This window comes from Marininema mesophilum, from assembly GCF_900106775.1.
GTDB lineage: Bacteria > Bacillota > Bacilli > Thermoactinomycetales > DSM-45169 > Marininema > Marininema mesophilum.
In genome coordinates, this window is the sequence record NZ_FNNQ01000010.1 from 1 (window position 1) to 21,312 (window position 21,312).

The following is a 21,312-nucleotide window of genomic DNA, read 5'->3' on the forward strand; positions in this document are numbered from 1 at the left end:
ACCCGTTCCCATCCCGAACACGGAAGTTAAGCCCTCCTGCGCCGATGGTACTTGGGGCTCGCGCCCCTGGGAGAGTAGGACGTTGCCGGGCAACATAATAGTAAAGCAAAAAAACCTGTTCCGCATATGGAGCAGGTTTTTTGCATGGGTTTCCAATCACTGATGATATATTCACGGTTAAATAGCGCGATGCTTATTTGAATGGGCGGAGGAAATAGTGGATCATTCTAATGGTTATAGAGCTGGACTGATTAGTCCCGGCTTGGCCATCGTTGTTTATAAGGAAACAATGTTTCTCATTGCGTTTGTCAATTGACTGTTTCAGATGTACTTGTAAGGATACGTTAACAAAAAAGAACGCGCTTTTTGGGCGCGTTCTTAATATATCAGGATTCTATTCATACTTTAGTGATTCATATAATGAAATCCTTGTTGCTCTTCGAGCGGGTAATACAGCAGCAAAAATACTCGTAAATAATCCTAAAGCGCTGATAAAAGCAATTGCAAACCATGGGATGATGGGTTCGATGTCGATGTTGATCATATTTGTGGATAAGTAGATCGTGATCATTCCTAATACGATTCCACTTATGACTCCTGCGATGCCAATCATTAGTCCTTCTGAAAGAATCATCTTGATGGTTTGACCATGAGTAAGGCCAATGGATCGCATGACACCGATTTCCCGTGTTCGCTCCATAATGTTCATCATCAAAGTATTGACAATGCCGATACCTGAGATGAAAATAACGAGTACAAGTAGTGCGTAAAATGGAGTCATTACCCCAGACTGTTTCACACGTTCCAGATTGGAAGCGGGAGTCGTCAGTTCGTATAATTCTCCTCCAAAATATTTCAGAACTTCTTCCTTGATTTTGTTTTCGTTGCCCGCATTCTCAAAAGTAAGCGACATATTTTTTGCATCCTTCATACCGAACTCACCTTGAAAATTTGTATCTAACGAAAAGGCTAGATACCCTTTGTATTTTAACACAAACGAACTATCTACAACCCCAACGACTTTAAATGCTTTTTTTCCCCTAGGTGTCTGCATTTGAATGGGCTCGCCTACTTTTCCACCCCATTCTTCAAAAGCAGCTCGACCTAAGAGAACGGTATAAGGTTTGGACAACTTTTTAAGTAATTGCGCTGTTGTTTGTTCTTGTGATTGAAAAGGAGGATGTTTTTTTGCCCAACTCTCTTCGATCCCAACAACTGAAAATTGACGGGGTTGTTGGTCTGTTGTTTCCCACGGGACTTTCTCTTCCTTATAGGTTGTAACATCCCCTACACCATTTAACTTTTTCATTGCTTCTATATCTATATTCGTTACGGTTCTTTGGAGTCTTACATTCATATCGCCACCAGCAGTTGTTCGAATGACCTCTTCCATATAATCGTTTGAAGTCTGAATGAAAGACGTAACAAATAAGGTGCACACAATCCCGATCGCTAAAATAAACGATGTATTTGCTGTTCGGTTGATGTGGCGAGTCATACTTTTAGCAGCGACACGCCCGCCAAATCCCCAAATCCGATGATTGATCGATGTGAAAGCTTTTGAAAAGGCTAGCAAAATAGCAGGGAATACGAGTAAAAGCCCGATTAATAGGAAGATAGCAAAATATTGCTTTGTGAAAAAGCTGATCAGAATAAGCAAAATTCCACAGTAGCTTCGCCACTTCCGCTTAGAACTTACCTGAGGTCCCATCGAACTTTTAATGACCGTCATGACATGAACGCGACTAGCTTGGATCATGGGGAATAATGCAGCTAATACAGGAACTACGATTCCTGTAAGAATAGCCATTGCAATCGCAAACGATAGCTCGGACTGAACCGTAAAGGATGCATTAAAGGATGCGAACAGTAAATTTTTTAATAGGTCTGCTAACTGGATCCCAAGTGGAACGCCCAGCAATAGTCCAATCGATGAAAGAAGGAAAACTTCATACATAACAGATTTCCCAATCTGGTAGGGGAGATATCCGATCGCTTTCATAATGGCAAATTCCTTCTTTCGTTCCCCAATACTCATATAGAAAGTATTGAATAGGATGAAGCCAGTTATGAAAATGATCAGACCACCGATCAAGTATAGGATCTGATAGATACCATCGACTTGATTCGTCTGTTTCTCATCTAGAACGACAGGTCTTAATAGGGCGCTTTTATCCTGGATCGCGTTTTGGAGAGCATGTTCTGCTTGTTCATTGGATCGCGTTGTTTTGATACGGATTTCACTTACGCGATGATCCTGTTTATACCATGTTTGCAGGGTGGTTAATGGGATCACAATTCTCCAACTTTTTCCTTGAGCAGCTTCCCAATTGGAAGGGCTTTCAAAAAAACCTCCATTGGCTACAATCGCAGCTATCTGAATTTCTTTTTTACCGGTAGGGGTAGTAAAAGAGATTTTATCACCAATCTTTACTTTCCATAAACGGGCTGCGCCTTCAGGGATGATGGCACCTGGCTGGTTCACATCTCCTTCTTTGGCTACTATTTTTCGCATGCTATTGTTGATGCTACTCAGACCGGTGATTCTTACTCGGTTATTCGTCTTATTTAATTCAGTTAGACTGGGTATGTTAAATTGCGTGTAAATGTATAGAGAAGCAAAAGCATCGGTAACTTCGTCAACTTGCTTGACTTTCGATAGGTGATCGATTGGAAGGGTATTATTTTTGCTTTCGATTACATAATTAGCATTTCCTTCACTTTCTTGCATTTGTTTGTCAAGTAATTTTTTAGTTGAATCCACAGAGCTAAAAACAGTTAGTACCATAGCGACACAGGCCACTATAGCAAAAAGCGTAAAGAATGTCCGCAGCTTTTTACGCATTAAGTTTCGCCAGCAAATTTTCCATGACATGATCTTCTACTCCTTCCGCTAATCTACTATCCGATTGGATTTCACCATCTTTTAAGAGTAGAATTCGTTCTGCGAATCTTGCTGCATAAGGGTCATGGGTTACCATCACAATCGTAAGTCCAATTTCACGATGCAGACGATCCAGAAGATTAAGGATTTCCGTTCCACGCTTCCGATCCAAGTTTCCTGTGGGTTCATCGGCTAGGACTAATGGAGGATTCATGGCTAAAGCGCGTGCGATGGAAACACGTTGTTGTTGTCCACCACTTAACTGGGAAGGGAAAAAATTAATCTTGTCTTCTAAGTCAACTGCTTGAACAAGTTCGGCCGTTCTTCGCTTTTGTTTACTTTTTGAAATGCCCTCAGCCTCCATTGGAAAGGCGATATTTTCGGCAACAGTCATAGTTGGTAATAGTTGATAATTTTGAAATATAAACCCTATATTTCTGCGTCTGAAATATGTCAACTCCTTTTCAGAAAGAGAGGGAATATTTGTTTTTTCAATAAATATTTCTCCATTTGTTGGTGAATCTAATCCGCCTAGCAATTGCAACAGCGTACTTTTTCCAGACCCACTGGGTCCCATGATGGCGACAAATTCACCTTTGGGGATTTTTAAATTCATTCCTTTAATAACTGTAAAAGGGTGTTTGCCAATTTCATATGTTTTTTGTATATCATTCAGATGAATCACATTAACTCCTCCTTAAACTAAAAGCTGATAGATAGATATTCCTGATTCTAGTTAAAAATATGGCTTTTTCACTTATTTTTTCAGTGAGATGTCGCCGTTGTCGGTTTGAATCATTAAAGTCGGACCTTGTCCATTTGGTTTTTCTTTTCCGATGAACCCCTTAACTTGTTTCTCTACGAGATCATCGTTCTCTTTATTTTCGCTAGAGATAGGAAAGTCTGTCTTAATATCGCCAAGTTGGGTATGAAGATCGACCCTTAGAGAAATCGGCTCCTTTGAAGTACGTATGATAACATCGCTGATATCCGCTTTAATCCGGTTATTCCCCTTGAAACCGTCAGCGGCAGCCAACTCAACATTGCCAGTGTTCGTTTTCACGTCTACCGGAGAATCGATTCCCTTAAGGGTTATGTCGCCTACATCTGTCTTCCCATTCAACCGGTTGCCCTCATATCCGTTCAGTTTGATTTCTCCAGTATCCGTTTGCACCGTTAATTTTTTCGCCGACAGCTTTTGATCGACTTCTATAACTGCCACTTTCGTTTTAACGGTCAGGGATTTATATTGTTTTTTCGGGAGATACACATGCAGTTGCAGAGGGTGCATCCTATCAGAAATAAAGTCGAGTAGCTGGTTCTTCTGTTTCTGTATTGCATCTAGTCTAACTATTCCGTTGTTTTCTGAAGTTTGAAGATCCACATTCACCCCTTTGTTTTTTTGTCCCACCAGTTTTGTCTTAATTTGCTCACTAGTACCGGGATGGATTTTTACATCGGCCAAATTGCTCTCCACCGACAGTTGATCTACATTTTTTTCTTTAAATGTTTTCTCGATATTTACATCTTGACTTCCGTATCCCGTCCCTGCGAACAGCAGGCCCAACACCCCGACCAAACCAACCACGATCAAAGCCAGAGCAAGTTTCACAATCTTACGCATGTTTGTTCACCCCTTTGATGATGTTCAGATTGGATTTCAAATAACGGATAAACCATCCGAAAAACGTACGGGAGAAGCGAACCGTTCCCATGCCTAGCAATAAGCCCACACCGGCACCGATTAAACTAGTGAGCAGTCTGAGCAAAAACTCCAGTAGACTGGACTCCATCAGCAGTGCCTCGATGGCGAACAAGGGGGTGATCAACAGAATCAAGGACGTGACATACATAGAAAAAATTACGGAGAGAACAATGATCAGTGGCCCCAGCATAAACACTAGATTAAAAAATCCAAGCCCCAGGAAGGTGAAAGTCGCACGAAACAGACTGACAAAAGATTGATTTTCCTGCGCCCGCTCTAGATGGTAGTCCGCAATCAGTTCCCTAGCGATTTTCCTGGGGTCGCCCAGTGTCCTGACCATCTCCTCCTCTGTTCTTCCCTTATGAAAACCGTGTTGGAAGTGTTCTACATAGTCGGACAGGATCTCTTGTTTTTCCTTTTCTGGAATTTTTACCAAGTGTGAGCGGAGTTTCTTCAGAAACTCATCCTTCATCATGATCCAGTCCCTCCTTGATCAATTGATCGACCCCTTTGTTAAATGTCTCCCACTCCCCAATCAACTCCTCCGCGTACAGCTTCCCCGCTTCTGTCAGCTGATAATACTTTCGCGGTGGCCCTTCCTTGGATTCAGATAGGTAAGTGGTGAAATAACCGTCTTTGGTCAAGCGCCGCAAAATAGGATAGATCGTTCCTTCGGCAATCAGGAATTTCTCTGAGATATGATCGACCAACTCATACCCGTACCGATCCTTTTTCAGCGTCAGAACCAACACACACAATGTGAGAACGCCTTTTTTAAATTGGACATTCACAGAGGATCACCCGGCCTCCTGCAGGTAATTAAATATTGGGAGGTAAAGAACATACTCTCGAAGTATAATACATGGTACTAAACAATGCAATGTACTAACGATTGCATAATAACATACCGTTTGTAATGTTACAACCCCCTTAATAAAATGGCATGAATTCAGTTATAATGAAGCAATTCATAATTCCATTTCTTTTTTTATGCAAAAAAGGACGCATTCATTTGATACATAAGGGTTTGCGGCCTTTTTTCGTAGGCAAATCGGAAATGATCAGTTTCCATCAGTTTGCATAGAAAATAATCGTCAGAGTCATTTTCTATTTTATGGAGGATTGACCCCGAAATCCGTTGCTCCCTTTTCCCCTTCAATAGATCCACTGGGTCCTATGAGGTGACAAATTCATCTTTGGGAATTTCTGAATTCATTCCTTTAATAACTGTAAAATGTTATTGTAAAATTTAATATTTTTTTGTATATTATTAAGATATATAACATAAAATTACCCTTAAATAAAAGCTGATAAATAGATATGTATAAGAATAGCATGTGTAAACTCAGGAAGAAATTGCGGTAAATACTTATATTAATATGATTGATATAAACATATAATATAAAAAACAATTTAAATGAATGCACATTTTATGTTTATTAAATAAAGAAATCGATTGATGAAATAATGGATTGCTTTTAATATTTAATTGGTTATTAATCTAAAAGGAGTTTAAACGATGAGTTACTTATTTAATAATTTACAAAAAAAAGTAAAAAATATATCTATTTTGACCGATGAAGAATATAGACAGATTTTATTGGAGTGGAATGATACAGCGGTTGAATATCCTAGTGGAAAAGGATTGCATCATTTAATTGAGGAGCAGGTTTTGCGAACGTCAGCTAATATTGCTGTCACGTTCAAAGATGAACAAATAAATTATGATCAATTAAACGGTCGTTCCAATCAATTGGCGCATTATCTAAGGGAAATGGGGGTGAAAAAGGATACAGTAGTAGGGGTGTTAATGGAACGATCTGTGGATTTAGTGGTCACTTTGTTAGGGATATTAAAAGCTGGAGGGGCGTACTTGCCATTAGATGTAGAAAGTCCGTCCGCGCGGTTGGGGAATATACTGGAAGATGCACAAGCCCCTATTTGCATAACACAACCTCATCTAGAGAATAAACTCTCAGATGTTAACAGAGTACAGCCATTTGTTCTAGAAAAGCAGCGTGATCTCTTACAATCCTTTTCTCAAGAGAATTTAGATATTGATTTTGATCCCGACCAATCGATATCCATTTATTATACTTCGGGGTCTACTGGAAAACCAAAGGGTGTAGTTAGTACACACCGTGGATGGGTTAATCGCATGTGTTGGATGCAGAGAGAACATCGGTTAACAGCTGAAGAAACTGTCTTACAGAAAACAACACTCACGTTTGATGATGCGGCGGTTGAATTTTTTTGGCCTTTAATGGTAGGTGCAAAAATTGCTTTAATGGAACCCGGCCTTCATCGGGACCCTAGAGCGATATTAGATACAGCTATTCAGTATCAAGTTGCTGTGATTCAGTTCGTACCTAGTATGTTACGAATGATATTGAATGCGATTACACAGGAGGACAAGGAGCGATTATCTACTGTACGAGTCGTTGTATCGAGTGGCGAAGCTCTTCCGGCAAGTTTAGTAGGCAGTTTTTTGGATAAAATGCCCGGGGATCTATTTAACTCTTGGGGGGCTACGGAAGTATCGATTGACTCAACGGTTCATAAATGTACAGAAGAAGATGTTTTACTAGGGGGGATTATTTCTGTTGGTCGCCCTTTTGATAACAATCACGTATATATTTTAGATTCGTTACTAAGACCAGTCCCTGTTGGTGTGGCAGGAGATCTTTTTTTGGGTGGAGTAGGACTTGCTCGAGAATATTTGAATCAGCCCGATAAAACAAATGAAGCGTTTATCTCAAATCCTTTTGTTCCAGGTACAAGGATGTATAAGACAGGTGATAGAGGGTTCTATCGACCTGATGGATCCATCATGTTCTTAGGTAGAAAAGATAATCAGATTAAAATTCGTGGGATGAGAGTCGAATTAGGTGAAATTGAAAGTGTTTTAAGAAATTATATCGGTATAAAAGATGTTATTGTAGAAGTTTCGGGAAAAGGCGACCAAATTAAACGTTTAATTGCTTATGTTGTTAGTCATGGAGTAGAAGTGTCTCAAAGAGAGTTGCAATCCTATTTAAGGAGTCAACTACCCGACTATATGGTTCCGAGTTATTACATGTTCTTAGAGGAAATGCCTCTAAATGCAAATGGAAAAATTGATAGAGGGGCTTTGCCACAACCGAATGAGGCGCAGATTGTTTCAGATAGTGAATTTGTCGAAGCTCGAACGGACACTGAAAAGGCAATAGCAGAGATATTTAATCAAATTCTAGGGCTAAGTCGGATAGGAATTCATGATAATTTCTTTTCTTTAGGAGGGCACTCCTTATTAGCTATTAAGTTGGTTTCTCGTATCCAAGAGACATTTGGGGTAAGAATACCCTTGCGAACCGTTTTTGAATCGCCAACTGTCGAAAAGTTATCGTCCACCCTTGACCGAGATGTAAATGTCAAAGGACATATAAAAAAAATAATGTTAAGTGATCGAACTCAACCGATCCCACTTTCATATGCTCAACAAAGACTATGGTTCTTAAACCAATTAGACCCAGAGAATACGGCTTATAATATGCCGATGATTATTAATTTGAAAGGTCGACTCAACAAAGTAGCTCTCAATCAAAGTTTGCAACATATCATTGAACGGCATGAGTCGCTTCGTACAAGTATTCAAAATACAGATGATGGTCCAGTTCAAGTAATAAATCCCTCGTGCATGATGGAACTACCGCTGATTGATTTTACTAGTTATGCTGGAGATCAACGGATAGACAGAGCAAAAGAATGGTATCACGATGAGGCAAGACGTCCCTTTGATCTTAGCCAAGCCCCTTTAATTCGAGCTTATCTGCTTCGTTTAGATTTGGAAGAGCATGCATTAGTCATTAATATTCATCACATTTTTTCAGATGGTTGGTCATTAGACATCTTAAAGCAGGAACTTACCCAATGTTATGAAGCATTTGTAAAAAATAGCGAGCCTTCGTTTCCGGATTTAACTTACCAGTATGCAGATTATGCTTATTCACAACAGCAGTGGATGAAAAACGATGACTTTCAAACACAACTTGCTTATTGGAAGAAGAGATTAGATGGGGATATTCCTGTGCTTTCACTACCAAAGGATCAGGTGCCTGAACCAACTTCAAAACTGTACACTCATAAGCTACCGATTCAGTTGACTGATCAATTAAAAAAGTGGAGTGAAAAACAAGGGGCAACTTTATTTATGACGATGTTGGCTGGCTTTAAAGTACTGCTTCATCGTCTAACGGGACAAGAAGATATTCTGGTTGGAACCCCAGTGATCAATCGAGATAATCAGCATCTAGAGTCTTTGATTGGGATGTTTTTAAATACAGTCGTTATGCGAACGCAATTGTCAAGTAAGATGAGCTTTAAAAAAATCGTTCATCAGGTGCGTAATCATGTGATTAACGATTTTTCTCATCAAGATATCCCATTTGAAACGATAGTTGAGGAGATACAGCCGAATCGTAGTTTAAGTAGAAGTCCGTTATTCGATGTTTTTGTAAACTATGTAAATTTCGAGAACACCAAAAATCCCACATGGAATTTGCCTGATTTAAGAGTCGAACCGCTAGAGTGGTTAGAACCTGAATCCAAATTCTTACTCACTTTGTATATTGTTGAGACCGATCAGGAATTGGTATTAAATCTTGTTCATCAACCTGATGCATTTTCTACTCAACGTATTGAAGTGTGGTTAGAACAATATCAACTTTTACTGGAACAGATGATGGAAGAATCCGATGAACCAATCTATGGATATTCATTGGTAGGAAAAAATACGGATGGTTTACTTCCAGATCCAACGATAGAGTTAGATCGGCCGAAAGTAGAAAAGGTCTATCATCAGATTATCGATCACGCACAGCAGCAACCTCAGAAAGTAGCCATTCAACAAGGAGTTCAATATTACACCTATAGTCAGTTGGTTGAAGAGGCGAATAAAGTAGCCGAGTTACTCCGTACACGTGGAGTTCAGCCAAAACAAGTCATAGCGGTACGCGGCAAACGTGGTCATTCTCTCATACCAATCATGTTAGGAATTTGGCAAGTAGATGGGGTTCTCTTGCTAGTCGATTCTATGTTACCTGCGTCACGCCAACAATTATTCATTGAGGAAGCTACTGCTTCATGGTTGATTGATATTCCAAAGGATTTACAATCAGTAAATAGTAAAAGAAACTTAGTCATTCATTCATTGGAAAATAAAAAATCAGTCAGGATCAATGAATTTGCCGATCAAATGGATGGAGATCCCGCTTATATCTTCTTCACCTCAGGTACTACAGGAAAACCCAAAGGAGTATTGGGCAGTCATCAAGGGCTTAGTCATTTTCTCATGTGGCAACAGAAAGAGTTTGATATTCATTCCGGGGATCGGGCTGCTCAACTCACGAATTTGTCTTTTGATGTCTATTTGAGAGATACCCTATTGGTATTAATCAGTGGTGGTACCTTATGCATACCAGAAGATCCATATGATTTAAATGGGGAAACTATATTTTCTTGGGTAGAAAGAGAGAAGATCTCTCTAATCCATACGGTGCCTTCTATCCTGCAATCCTGGGTAATCGATCAACGATCAGATTCGTCATTAGCTTCGTTAAGGTGGATCTTTATTGCTGGGGAGCCCCTCACAGGAGCACTAGTAGAAAAATGGAGAAGTAAATTCAAGGAAGCGGGCTCACTTGTTAATCTATATGGCCCTACAGAGACATCACTTGCAAAATGTTTCTATATTGTACCTGAGTCTCCCCCACAAGGAATATTATCCATCGGTCAGCCTATTCCTCAAACTCAAATTCTAATTTTAAATGAGAATAGAAATTTATGTGGAGTCGGGGAAGTTGGGGAGATCGTGATCCGGACACCTTTCCGTAGCTTGGGCTATCATAATTCTCCAGATGAGACGAAACGTGTATTTCGATTGAATCATTTTAGAAAAGATACAAATGATTCCCTCTACTACACTGGAGATATTGGAAGGTATAGGTTTGATGGTACCTTGGAGATTTTGGGGAGAACAGATGATGTGGTTAAAATTCGTGGTGTCAAGGTTCAACCAAATGAAATTGCAGCGGTTATTTCTAAACATCCAGCAGTTAATCAGTGTGTCGTGATCCCATATAAAGATCAAGCCGGTGAATATAAGTTATGTGCTTATATCGTGCCTCTATCCAGTGATGCGATCAAAGATGAGGAATTAAGGGCATATATTGCACAAGAACTACCGGTTTCGATGCAACCCTCTGGTTATATGTTTCTTCCACGCTTGCCCCTTACCCCCAATGGGAAGGTAGATCGAAAAGCATTGCCAGATCCAGTAATCGACATGCCAAAAACGGTGTATGTTCCACCGAACGATGAAGTAGAAAAACAGATCTGCGAGATTTGGTCATCACTGCTAAAAGTTGAGGAAGTAGGAATAACGGATAACTTCTTTTCTCTAGGTGGGCATTCATTAATAGCCGTACAGGTGGTTGCTCGCATTCGTAAGAGTTTCGCTGTCGACTTACCTGTTGCGCACCTTTTTGAATTTCCGACCGTGGAAAAGTTGGCTGAGTTGGTCAGAAATCGTCAAAATAGCTCGCTCTTTGTTGAACCGATCAGTGCAATTGAACCGCAATTGAAAAGTGAATCGATCGATAATCTTTCAAATGAAGAGATAGAAGCAATGCTCCAAGGTATGTTAAATCAGGACAGTTTGAAATGACAAAGGTACATTCGAATGATGATATCTATTACAAATGTGGATATAGGTTAAATAAGGTTATATTCGCATGATTGGAAACGGAGATGCTATGTACAATGACAAATATTACATTTAATGACTTTGTAGATGATAAGCGAGTCGTTATTGAACCCATAGAAACAGGAAGAACTCTTCCTGTTCTCGTTCAGGCGCTAGGGAGTGATGTAGAACTAGAGGAATGGGTTGAAAATAATAAAAAATCAATCGACGATTTACTTTTTCAATACGGTGGTTTATTATTCAGAGGTTTTTCGATTGAAAATGAAAGAGATTTTCACCATTTTCTCGCTCAAACTGGTAATGAGCTCTTACAGTATAACGAGCCTACTTCCCCGCGAACTAATATCCAGGACAAAGTATATACTTCAACCGAACATCCAAATGACCAAGAAATATTGTTACATAATGAGATGTCTTATTCCTCATCTTGGCCTCGTAAGATCTGGTTTTGTTCAGTACAAGTAGCCGAGGTGGGCGGCGAAACACCAGTAGCGGACATGAGAAATGTATTTAATCGGATTCCGGAGGATATTAGAAAACGATTTATCGAAAAAGGATGGATGTTAATTCGGAATTTTGGTAACGGATTTGGCTTATCTTTGCAGCAAGTAGTGGGTTCAACACAGAAAGAGGATGTAGAAAAGTATTGCGCTAGCAATGATCTTGAATTTGAGTGGATCAATGACAATTGTCTACGCACTAGGCAGGTACGTAAAGCAGTACGCCAACATCCTATTACAGATGAAAACCTTTGGTTTAATCATATTTCTTTCTATCATGAGTCTAGTCTCCAACCTCAAAATCGTAAGATGTTTTTAGATTGGTTCGGCTCGGAGGGGATGCCATACAACACATTTTATGGTGATGGCACACCGATTGAAGATGAAGTGATTGAAATCATTCGTCGTGCATACGAACAGGAGAAAGTGGTCTTTCCATGGCAAAAGGGGGACGTGCTTATGTTAGACAACATGCTAGTGGCACATGGTAGGAATCCTTTCAAAGGAGAACGGAAAACCCTTGTTGCGATGGGTGAGTTATTTAAAGGGTGAAGGAGTGATTCAATTTTGAACATCAATGAACTAACCATTGAACAGAAAAAAGATTTGCTGAAGCGGCTATTGAAAGAGGAAATTAAAAAATACCCGGCTTCCTTTGCACAACAGAGTATGTGGATGGCTCATCAGATGGCTCCAGATAGTGATGCATATCATGTAACGATTCCTTTACGTTTAAAAGGAAAACTAGACATTGTTGCATTAGAAGCAAGCATCAATGAGATCATTCGGCGTCACGCGTTGTTAAGAACGACTTTTGAGAATAGTGACAACGGTGTTTTACAGGTTGTCCATCCACATTCAAATTGGGTACTTCCGATTGAAGAATCGAAAGGAAATGCACTTTATCGTGAGTATATTACAAAACCTTTTGATTTAGAGAAGGGTCCGTTGTTCCGTGCCTCCATGATTAGGCATAGTAACGAAGTACACGATTTGATTATTGTTAAACATCACATCATTACAGATAGTTGGTCAAATGGGATCTTACTTCAAGAAATGGTTGCTTTATATAGAGATTTTGTTCGAGATAAACCATCTTCATTGAAGGATTTGTCTATACAATACGTTGATTACTCCCAATGGCAACGAAATGTGCTAAATGATAGCGTCATCGAGAAACAATTAAAATATTGGAAGGAACAACTTGATGGCGATTTACCTGTTTTAGAACTTCCCACAGATTATAAACGTGAAATCAGTAAAAATAACCAATCCACATATTGCTTTCGAATTTCCTCCCACTTAAGTAACCAAATCAAAGAGTTCTCAAAAAAAGAAGAAAGTACAATTTTTGTTACCATGTTAACTGTATTTAAAATGATGTTACATCGTTATACCGGACAAAAGGATATTTTAGTGGGAACCCCCTCTTCACAACGGTATCAAGAAGAATTGGAGGGACTAATTGGGCCTTTCATTAATATGCTTGTCTTACGCACAAATTTATCTGAGAACCTAACATTTAGAGAGCTATTGCTTCGAGTTCGTAAGGTTGTTATGGGTGCTTATTCACATCAAGACATTCGCTTCGAAAAGCTTATAGAAGAGTTACAACCGAATCGAAACCATTCTCCTTTCTTTCAAGTCATGTTTCAGATTCAAAACGCCCCACTTGAAGAAGCAGTAGAACTTGAAGAGTTAAAAATAGAGAGCCTGAATCTACATCGTTCCACGTCAAAATTTGATATGAATCTCATGTTTACAGAAGTCGAACATACATTACAGGGGTATTTGGATTATAATTCGGATCTTTTCTCGGAAGAGACGATCATTCGCATGATGAGGCATTATCAAATACTTCTTGAGCATGCATTGGAAAATGTGGATCATCCTATTGCGACACTGCCACTCTTGGGAGAAGAAGAAAGAAAACAAGTCCTTGTTGATTGGAACAAAACAGATGGGAAAGCATCACATGATCTGTTCATGCATCAAATCATCGAAGAGCAAGCAGAGAGTAATCCTGATAACGTAGCGCTTGAATTTAAGAACAAGCATTTAACGTACCTGGATCTAAATCGACGTGCGAATCAGCTGGCACACTTTCTACAAAATCGTGGAGTGGGTCCTGATACACTCATCGGGATTTCAATGGAGCCGTCTTTAGAGATCATTGTAGCGCTCTTAGGTATATTGAAAGCAGGAGGAGCCTATGTTCCGATAGATCCTAGTTATCCGCAGAGTCGTATCGAATACATGTTAAATGACTCAAAAGTATCCATTGTATTAACAGATAGCAATCATGTAGATTCCCTTCCAACAACACAAGCTGAATGTATTTCTTTAGATAAAGAGTGGGATAAAGTATCACAAGAAAGCTCAGAAAAACCCGTTTGTGAGGTTACTGGAGAGAATCTTGCTTATGTTATTTATACCTCAGGCTCGACAGGCAATCCTAAAGGAGTAATGGTAAAACATAAAGGTTTAATGAATTATGTCTCATGGGCTACAGATACACTGCGTGTAAAAGATGGACACGGATCTATTTTGCACTCTACATTGTCTTTTGACTTAACGATCACGAGTTTATTTCCTTCATTAATGGCGGGTAAACGTTTATTAATCCTTGAAAAAGAGCAGGGAATTGAGGGGCTAAAACAAGCACTTCTGCAGAATAAGGGGTTTAGCCTTATCAAGATCACTCCGGCGCACCTTCAATTATTATCCAAGACAATAAAGCCAGACGAGATGAATGGCTTAGCTAACGTGTTTGTCATAGGGGGGGCAGCACTATCCTATGAATATATTGCACCATGGTTAAAATATGCTCCTGATACATTAATCATTAACCATTATGGGCCTACGGAAACAGTTTGTGGTTGCTGTACGTTCGAAGTGGTGTCTGAACGGATAGAAGGAAACATTCCTATTGGTAAGCCAATTGCGAATACACAGCTTTACGTATTGGATGAACATCTTGAACCTTCACCCTTGAATGTACCAGGTGAATTGTATATCGGTGGCCAGGGTGTTGCTCGTGGCTACTTAAATCGCCCTGATTTAACAGAGGAACGATTCATTGCAAATCCGTTCAGTGATGATTCATCACTCCGTTTATATAAAACAGGGGATCGAGTACGACGCTTACCCGATGGAAACCTTGAATTTATTGGAAGAATGGACGATCAAATAGAAATCCGTGGTTTTCGAATTGAACAAGGGGAAATTGAAGCGAACCTTTGCAGGCATCCTCTGATTGAAGCTGCTGCAGTGATTACACTAGATGACTCCTCAAATGAAAAGAGTCTTGCCGTATACTATGTACCCTCAGAAGGACAAGAAGTAAACACAAAGGAATTACGTAAGCATCTAAATGATTTCTTACCTGAATATATGATTCCTTCACTGTACGTTCCATTAAAAAGTTTACCATTAACTTTAAATGGAAAAATAGATCGCAAAAAGTTAGCTAGTTTAGAGCTACCCTCTACTTCGACCAATAGCACTTATGTTGGGCCTCGTGACCAGTATGAACTAGAAGTCGTACGCATTTGGGAGGAAGTTCTTGAGCGACAAAATATTTCGATTCATGATAATTTCTTTGAAGTTGGCGGCCATTCACTCAAGGTACTCGATATCATGATTGCCATTCAAAAGCAATATCAGGTTACGATTCCAATTCATATATTCCTAGGGACACCTACTATTGTGCATATTTGTAATTACTTACGAAATGGGCATGATGAAACGAAACCTTCCTGCTTGGTCCAACTAAATAAAGAAGTCGGCACAAAGCGTCCCTTATTTTTGATTCACCCTGGCGGCGGGAGTGTACTTCCATATTATAAGTTTGTGAAAGCCCTTGGGTTCGAACAACAGGTTTACGGATTGCAATCGGTTGGTTTTGAATCAGACGAACAACCACTCAACACGATCAGTCAAATGGCAGATCGGTATGTTTCTGAAATCCGTCAAGCTTTTCCACAAGGGCCTTACCGTATTGCGGGTTGGTCACTAGGAGGATATATTGCTCTAGAAATCACGCGCCGCTTTGAATCGATAGGTGAGCAAATTGAGTTCCTTGGACTGATTGATGTAGTAGCTCCTGATATTGTCGTTAATCACAATCCCCCTATTATTCGCGTGTTTGATCGAATGGCGGAGATTTTAGGAATAAAAGAATCAACACTTCAAGCTATGAAACAAGAGGAGGCAATCGAGTTCATTTATATGCAATCCAAGAACAGAGATGAATTTCCTGAATGGTGGACATTGGAAAATTTTTCTCGTCATATGGATTTACGGATTGCGAACTCAATTGCTCGGGATCATTACAGGGATTCGAAAGAATATCTACAGCCTATTCAAAGTAACTTGCACTTGTTTGGTGTGTCAGAAGTGGAGGCGGTAAACAATCCACATCCACTGGTTGATGCAAATGGATGGAATAAATGTACGGATGGGCAAATCTGTCATCATTCTATTTCAGGAACCCATAATACATTAATGGATGATCCGCATTTCTATAGTCTTGCTGAAAAGTTTAAACAACTGCTGATCTAGTCAGACAAGTGATATCCACTGGACTTAACCTAGGGGTCCAGTAGTTCTACTAATTTAAAGTACTAGGTTTTTTAAACCTAGTACTTTTTACACACTGCTGATCAGAGAGGATATAAATCATGACGATTCAATTTTCAGGGAGAGTAACGGAAAACCCTAACAATATTATGATCGAAGAAGTCTTGTTCCCACAATTAAATTATGAAGTGAAACATTTGTTACCTTATTATATACAAATTGAAAAAGAACTTCTCATTGAGTATAAACGCATGGGGTTAATGGAAGAAAAAGAAATTCAAGACGTCCTTAAGGCATTAAATCAAATAAATGAGAAGATGATTTCACAAATCGCAAAAACGAGTATGACAGATATAGCCTTTTCAATTGAAAAAAGTGTTGAACAAATGGTGGAACGCCCTGTAGCAACTTGGCATGTAGACCGTAGTCGTAATGATTATCAAGCCTGTGCACAAAAAATGCTTGGTCGACAACAGCTATTACAAGTTGCTAAAACTAGTATGAAACTGGCAAGCAAAGTCATAGAATTAGCAAAAAAAAATGCACATAATCCGATGCCTGGCTATACTCATTATCAATCTGCTCAAGTGATTAGTTTAGGATTTTATCTATCCGCTATATCAGACCAACTTATCCAAGAAATTAAAAGTTGGATTCAAATTTGGGACAGAAATAATTATAGTCCTTTAGGTGCTGGTGCGATGGCAGGACAAGAATTGAATTGGGATCGAGAAGAGATGGCTGTGCGATTAGGCTTCGATGGAATAGAGGACCATTCGTTGGTTGCTGTAGCTTCTCGTAAGTGGTCACTAGATATTGGAGCAGCTTTTGCAAATTGGGGTGTAATGATCAGTCGGTTTGTTACGGATTTTATTCAATGGGGGAGTAGTGAATTTCATTGGATTGATTTACCGGATGGACTGTCGGGGATTTCGTCAGCCATGCCTCAAAAAAAGAATTTTCCAATTTTAGAAAGAGTAAGAGGGCGTACAGCGCATCTAACCACGTATTACATGGATATGCACATGGGACAAAGAAATACGGTTTATAGCAATTTAGTCGAAGTATCCAAAGAAGCTAATAAGCATGTTTTAACCATGTTTGAGACGGTGCAATCCATTATTTTACTGATGCAAGTCTTTTTTGATCATCTCCAATTTAACCATGAGTCTATGAACAAACCATGTAAAGAAGAGTTTTTAGGTGGCTTCAGTTTGGCGAATTATCTCACCTTAAACTTAAAGATTCCATATAGAAAATCCCAAGTCATTGCAGGACAATATATTGTTCACGCAATGAAAAAGAAGCTAAAACCAGCAGAAAGTGACTCAAATTACCTAGAGGACTTATGTCGTGACTATGGTTTTCCCGTTTCGATTGAATCTGAGGTTATTTCGAATATTTTTATTAATGAAGCCGATTTACAGAATAAAAAAACAGTTGGTTCGACACAACCAGACCGAGTCCTTCAGATGCTCAGCACTCAAGAACAATCATTGAATGATCTTCAAATAGAAATAGAGAAGCGTGATCAGAGGATAGGTTTAGTAAATAAAAAGTTAGATAAATCGCTCAACGTATAGAGAGAGAGGAGAAAAAGATTGTCTACTTTACTTCCATCCTATTCAGAAATATCGGAGCATAAATCGTTTGGTGTAGGGTATTCATTTGGGACATTTGGTGAATTACTGCAGGGTGTGTTAGAGGACGGCTCAGACTTTCTGGTTACATTTCCGATTTCTAGATATTCAAAGGCGACTTTTACGACCACAGAAGACAAAGAGGATATTGAAGTATTTCCTCCCTATAAGACAAAATCACTGTTACTAACAAAACGTCTATTTGCCTATTTCAACATTAGTGCGGGAGGAGTTCTGAGGATAGAGAGTGAGCTTCCGGAAGGAAAAGGACTAGCTAGCTCCTCAGCGGATTTAGTAGCCACAGCGCGCGCAATCGAACAATGTATGAATATCAAAATCAGTAATCCTTTACTTGAACAGTTTATGGCTGAAATAGAGCCGTCTGATGGTGTGATGTATTCAGGCATTGTCTCTTTCTATCATCGTAAAGTTCAATTACACCGCTTTTTGGGAGGTATTCCTACGGTTACTATTTTGGGGATAGATGAAGGTGGGGAAATAGATACTGTCAAATATAATCAACTCCCTAAGGTTTATCCATTGGAAGTGAAAAAAGAGTATACACGCCTCTATTACCAGGTTGAAGATGCGATTGAAAAGAATGATTTAAATATGATTGGAAGAGTTGCGACGCAAAGTGCAATTTTAAATCAATGTATTAATCCTAAGAGAAATTTGGAGTATATAATTGAATTGTCTAGGGTTCACAATTGTCTAGGCGTTGTTGTAGCACATAGTGGCACTTGTATGGGGCTGCTTCTATCTCAAAAGGATCCTTTTTATCAAGAAAAATACGACCAGGTTTATAATGCACTATCGAAATGTAGTAAAGAAATTATCGTTTCCCATTCATTAAGTTTTGAATCGGATGTGTAATTATCCCTAAATAGATAACGAAATTATGATCAGTTAGATGGGGAAATCGTGCAAATAGACACTATTGGTTTGAATAGGGGATAGCTTATGTTAAACGATAGAATTATTGATAGCATTGGTAACACCCCATTAATCCACCTGGCCTTGAATAAACATTCTAAGGCCAATGGATTCGCTAAGCTAGAAATGATGAACCCGTTTGGTATGAAGGACCGGGTGGCAAAGCGTACGATCTTACGGGCGAAAGAATCAGGTGTCTTAAAAGATGGAATGCCAATCGTAGAAAGTTCCTCTGGGACATTGGCTTTAGGTGTAACATTAGTAGGAACGTATTTGGGGCACGAGGTTCATATTGTAACAGATCCAAGAATTGATTTATTAACTTTAACCAAACTACAAGCTTTAGGGGCTCATGTCCATATCGTCGAACACATGTCAAAGGGCGGATGGCAGAGTGCACGACTCGAATATTTATTTCAATTCTTAAAGGAGAACCCCGATGCTTTTTGGTTAAGACAATATGAAAATCCAGAAAATCCAGCCTCGTACATAGAGTTGGCACAGGAGCTCATCACAGATCTTGAAAGAGTAGATGTCTTAGTAGGGGCTGTTGGTAGCGGGGGCTCACTGGGGGGAACCGCCAGAGAGTTGAAGAAATACTTCCCTAACCTGAAAGTGTTAGCAGTGGACGCTGTAGGGAGTGCTATTTTTAATCAAGAAGATTATCCGAAACGTTTACAAGGGGGGTTAGGAAATAGCCTGATTCCCTCTAATGTGGACTTTGAAGTAATTGATGAGGTTCATTGGCTAAATGATTCTGAGGCCTTTGGTTGGACATTAGAGTTAGCTCGTAATGAAAAGTTATTTACTGGAAACAGCTCTGGTTCTGTATACGCTGTTATGCGTTGGCTTGGGGATCAATTACCAAACGGAACGAATGTCGTGGGGATATTTCCAGATCGAGGAGATCGATATATTCAGACCCTTTTCAATGGAGACTATCGTGAAAAGCAAGGTTTAGTACCAGTAGATGTATCAGCTAAACCTATAAAAGTACAATATAGAACCCATGTAAAGAGCTGGTCCTATTCAACTCTTGAAAAAGATCAGGTTTTATCTGGAGTTTATCAAGAAGAGGGTTGTGAATTTGGGGAATAATATGATTCTTTTTATTGAGTCGAATACTACCGGTTCAGGAATGAAAGCATTAAAGAGGACCAAAGAAATGGGATTTTATCCAGTATTCTTAACAAATGATCCAACCCGGTACCAAGGGCTTAGTCATATAGACTGTTTGGTTGTAGAATGTGATACCAATTCCGTAAGGCGAGTACAAAAAAAGATAGATCGATTTTTTCAGACAGACCACATCATTGGGATCACGACCACCAGCGATTTTTACTTAGAAATTGTAGCTGAGCTTCAACAAGTTTATCAACTACAGGGAAATTCACCTAAGACTATTCGTACTTGTCGACATAAAGGTTTATCTCGAATGGCATTGGACCAACATCAAGTTTTGCAACCTAAGTTCTGGATTGTTAATTCTAAAATTGAATTACAAAAGATATCCACTTTGATTTCTTATCCTGTTGTAGTAAAACCGGTTGATGATAGTGGATCCAATGGTGTTAAACTGTGTCATGACATAGTTGAGGTAATCACACACACACAAGAACTCTTAGGTGTTCACATAAATGTACGAGGCCAATCCACTGAGCAATCTGTATTAATTGAAGAATATGTAGATGCTCCTGAATTTAGTGTAGAAATGTTTTCTGATAAAGGCGATATCCATTTTATAGGAATCACTCAAAAAGAAATTATCGGCAATCCATACTTTGTGGAAGCAGGACACATCTTTCCTGCACCATTGTCCGGGGAACAAATACTAAATATAAAAAACACAGTGATCAAAGCATTACAAGCGGTCCAGCATAGGTTTGGTCCCAGTCATACTGAAGTGAAATGGACTCCCCAAGGGGCATCCGTTATAGAGATTAATGCACGATTAGCTGGTGGGATGATTCCTGAGCTGATTCGTATTTCTACTGGAGTCGATTTATTGGATCAACAAATCCGGATGGTATCTGGAAGTTCTTTTCATATATCGGAGTCCAAAAGGAAAGTATCAGGAATACGGTTTTTAACCACTAATACTTCCGGTGTTTTTAATGGCTTTGATGGAGTGGAGAAAGCTAGGGAAATATCAGGTATCGAACAGATTGTTATAACTGCACAAAAAGGAAAAAAAATTCGTCCTCCACAAAATGCCTATGATCGTCTAGGGTATATTGTTGCCAAAGGAAGTTCTAGTATAGAAGTTAAGAAAAAGATGGATGAGGCTCTTTCGAAAATTAGGACAAAAATATAGTAGGAGGTAA

General features: G+C 39.3%; 12 protein-coding genes and 1 rRNA gene. 8 read left to right on the plus strand and 5 right to left on the minus strand.

Translation table 11 applies throughout. From position 1 onward, the window contains the following. Positions 1-91, plus strand: a 5S ribosomal RNA gene (gene rrf, locus BLV90_RS10270); the annotation flags it as partial. Positions 92-394: 303 nt separating this feature from the next. On the opposite strand, the gene BLV90_RS10275 is transcribed toward rrf, so the two are convergent. The 5 genes from BLV90_RS10275 to BLV90_RS10295 form a co-directional block, all read right to left on the minus strand. Continuing rightward, positions 395-2,875 carry an ABC transporter permease gene (locus BLV90_RS10275; RefSeq protein ID WP_091740312.1) on the minus strand — a complete coding sequence of 827 codons (2,481 nt, stop codon included), beginning with the start codon at positions 2,873-2,875 and terminating at the stop codon, positions 395-397. Further along, positions 2,838-3,569 carry an ABC transporter ATP-binding protein gene (locus BLV90_RS10280; RefSeq protein ID WP_245726320.1) on the minus strand — a complete coding sequence of 244 codons (732 nt, stop codon included), beginning with the start codon at positions 3,567-3,569 and terminating at the stop codon, positions 2,838-2,840. Before BLV90_RS10280 ends, BLV90_RS10275 begins: the two co-directional genes overlap by 38 nt. A gap of 72 nt (positions 3,570-3,641) precedes the next feature. After that, complete coding sequence (locus BLV90_RS10285; protein ID WP_091740315.1) at positions 3,642-4,508, minus strand: DUF4097 family beta strand repeat-containing protein; 867 nt, start codon at positions 4,506-4,508, stop codon at positions 3,642-3,644. Then, complete coding sequence (locus BLV90_RS10290) at positions 4,501-5,064, minus strand: DUF1700 domain-containing protein (protein WP_091740318.1); 564 nt, start codon at positions 5,062-5,064, stop codon at positions 4,501-4,503. Before BLV90_RS10290 ends, BLV90_RS10285 begins: the two co-directional genes overlap by 8 nt. After that, complete coding sequence (locus tag BLV90_RS10295; protein ID WP_091740321.1) at positions 5,051-5,380, minus strand: PadR family transcriptional regulator; 330 nt, start codon at positions 5,378-5,380, stop codon at positions 5,051-5,053. The genes BLV90_RS10290 and BLV90_RS10295 overlap by 14 nt, the downstream gene beginning before the upstream one ends. Before the next feature lie 728 nt (positions 5,381-6,108). On the opposite strand from BLV90_RS10295, the gene BLV90_RS10300 reads away from it, so the two are divergent. From BLV90_RS10300 to BLV90_RS10330, 7 genes are all read left to right on the plus strand, one after another. Then, positions 6,109-11,292, plus strand: a complete 5,184-nt coding sequence (locus BLV90_RS10300; RefSeq protein WP_091740323.1) for a non-ribosomal peptide synthetase — start codon at positions 6,109-6,111, stop codon at positions 11,290-11,292. A gap of 95 nt (positions 11,293-11,387) precedes the next feature. Then, a complete protein-coding gene (locus BLV90_RS10305) occupies positions 11,388-12,383 on the plus strand; it encodes a TauD/TfdA family dioxygenase (RefSeq protein WP_177168002.1) in 996 nt (331 codons plus the stop codon). 15 nt (positions 12,384-12,398) lie between these two features. Next, complete coding sequence (locus BLV90_RS10310) at positions 12,399-16,394, plus strand: non-ribosomal peptide synthetase (protein ID WP_091740329.1); 3,996 nt, start codon at positions 12,399-12,401, stop codon at positions 16,392-16,394. A 119-nt stretch (positions 16,395-16,513) separates the two neighbouring features. Further along, positions 16,514-17,995 carry an argininosuccinate lyase gene (locus BLV90_RS10315; RefSeq protein ID WP_091740331.1) on the plus strand — a complete coding sequence of 494 codons (1,482 nt, stop codon included), beginning with the start codon at positions 16,514-16,516 and terminating at the stop codon, positions 17,993-17,995. Positions 17,996-18,013: 18 nt separating this feature from the next. Next, positions 18,014-18,928, plus strand: coding sequence for a GHMP family kinase ATP-binding protein (locus BLV90_RS10320; protein WP_245726321.1), 915 nt, complete (start codon positions 18,014-18,016; stop codon positions 18,926-18,928). An 87-nt stretch (positions 18,929-19,015) separates the two neighbouring features. Continuing rightward, a complete protein-coding gene (locus tag BLV90_RS10325; RefSeq protein WP_091740334.1) occupies positions 19,016-20,086 on the plus strand; it encodes a cysteine synthase family protein in 1,071 nt (356 codons plus the stop codon). Further along, positions 20,076-21,302, plus strand: coding sequence for an ATP-grasp domain-containing protein (locus BLV90_RS10330; RefSeq protein WP_091740337.1), 1,227 nt, complete (start codon positions 20,076-20,078; stop codon positions 21,300-21,302). Before BLV90_RS10325 ends, BLV90_RS10330 begins: the two co-directional genes overlap by 11 nt. Positions 21,303-21,312: the final 10 nt, after the last annotated feature.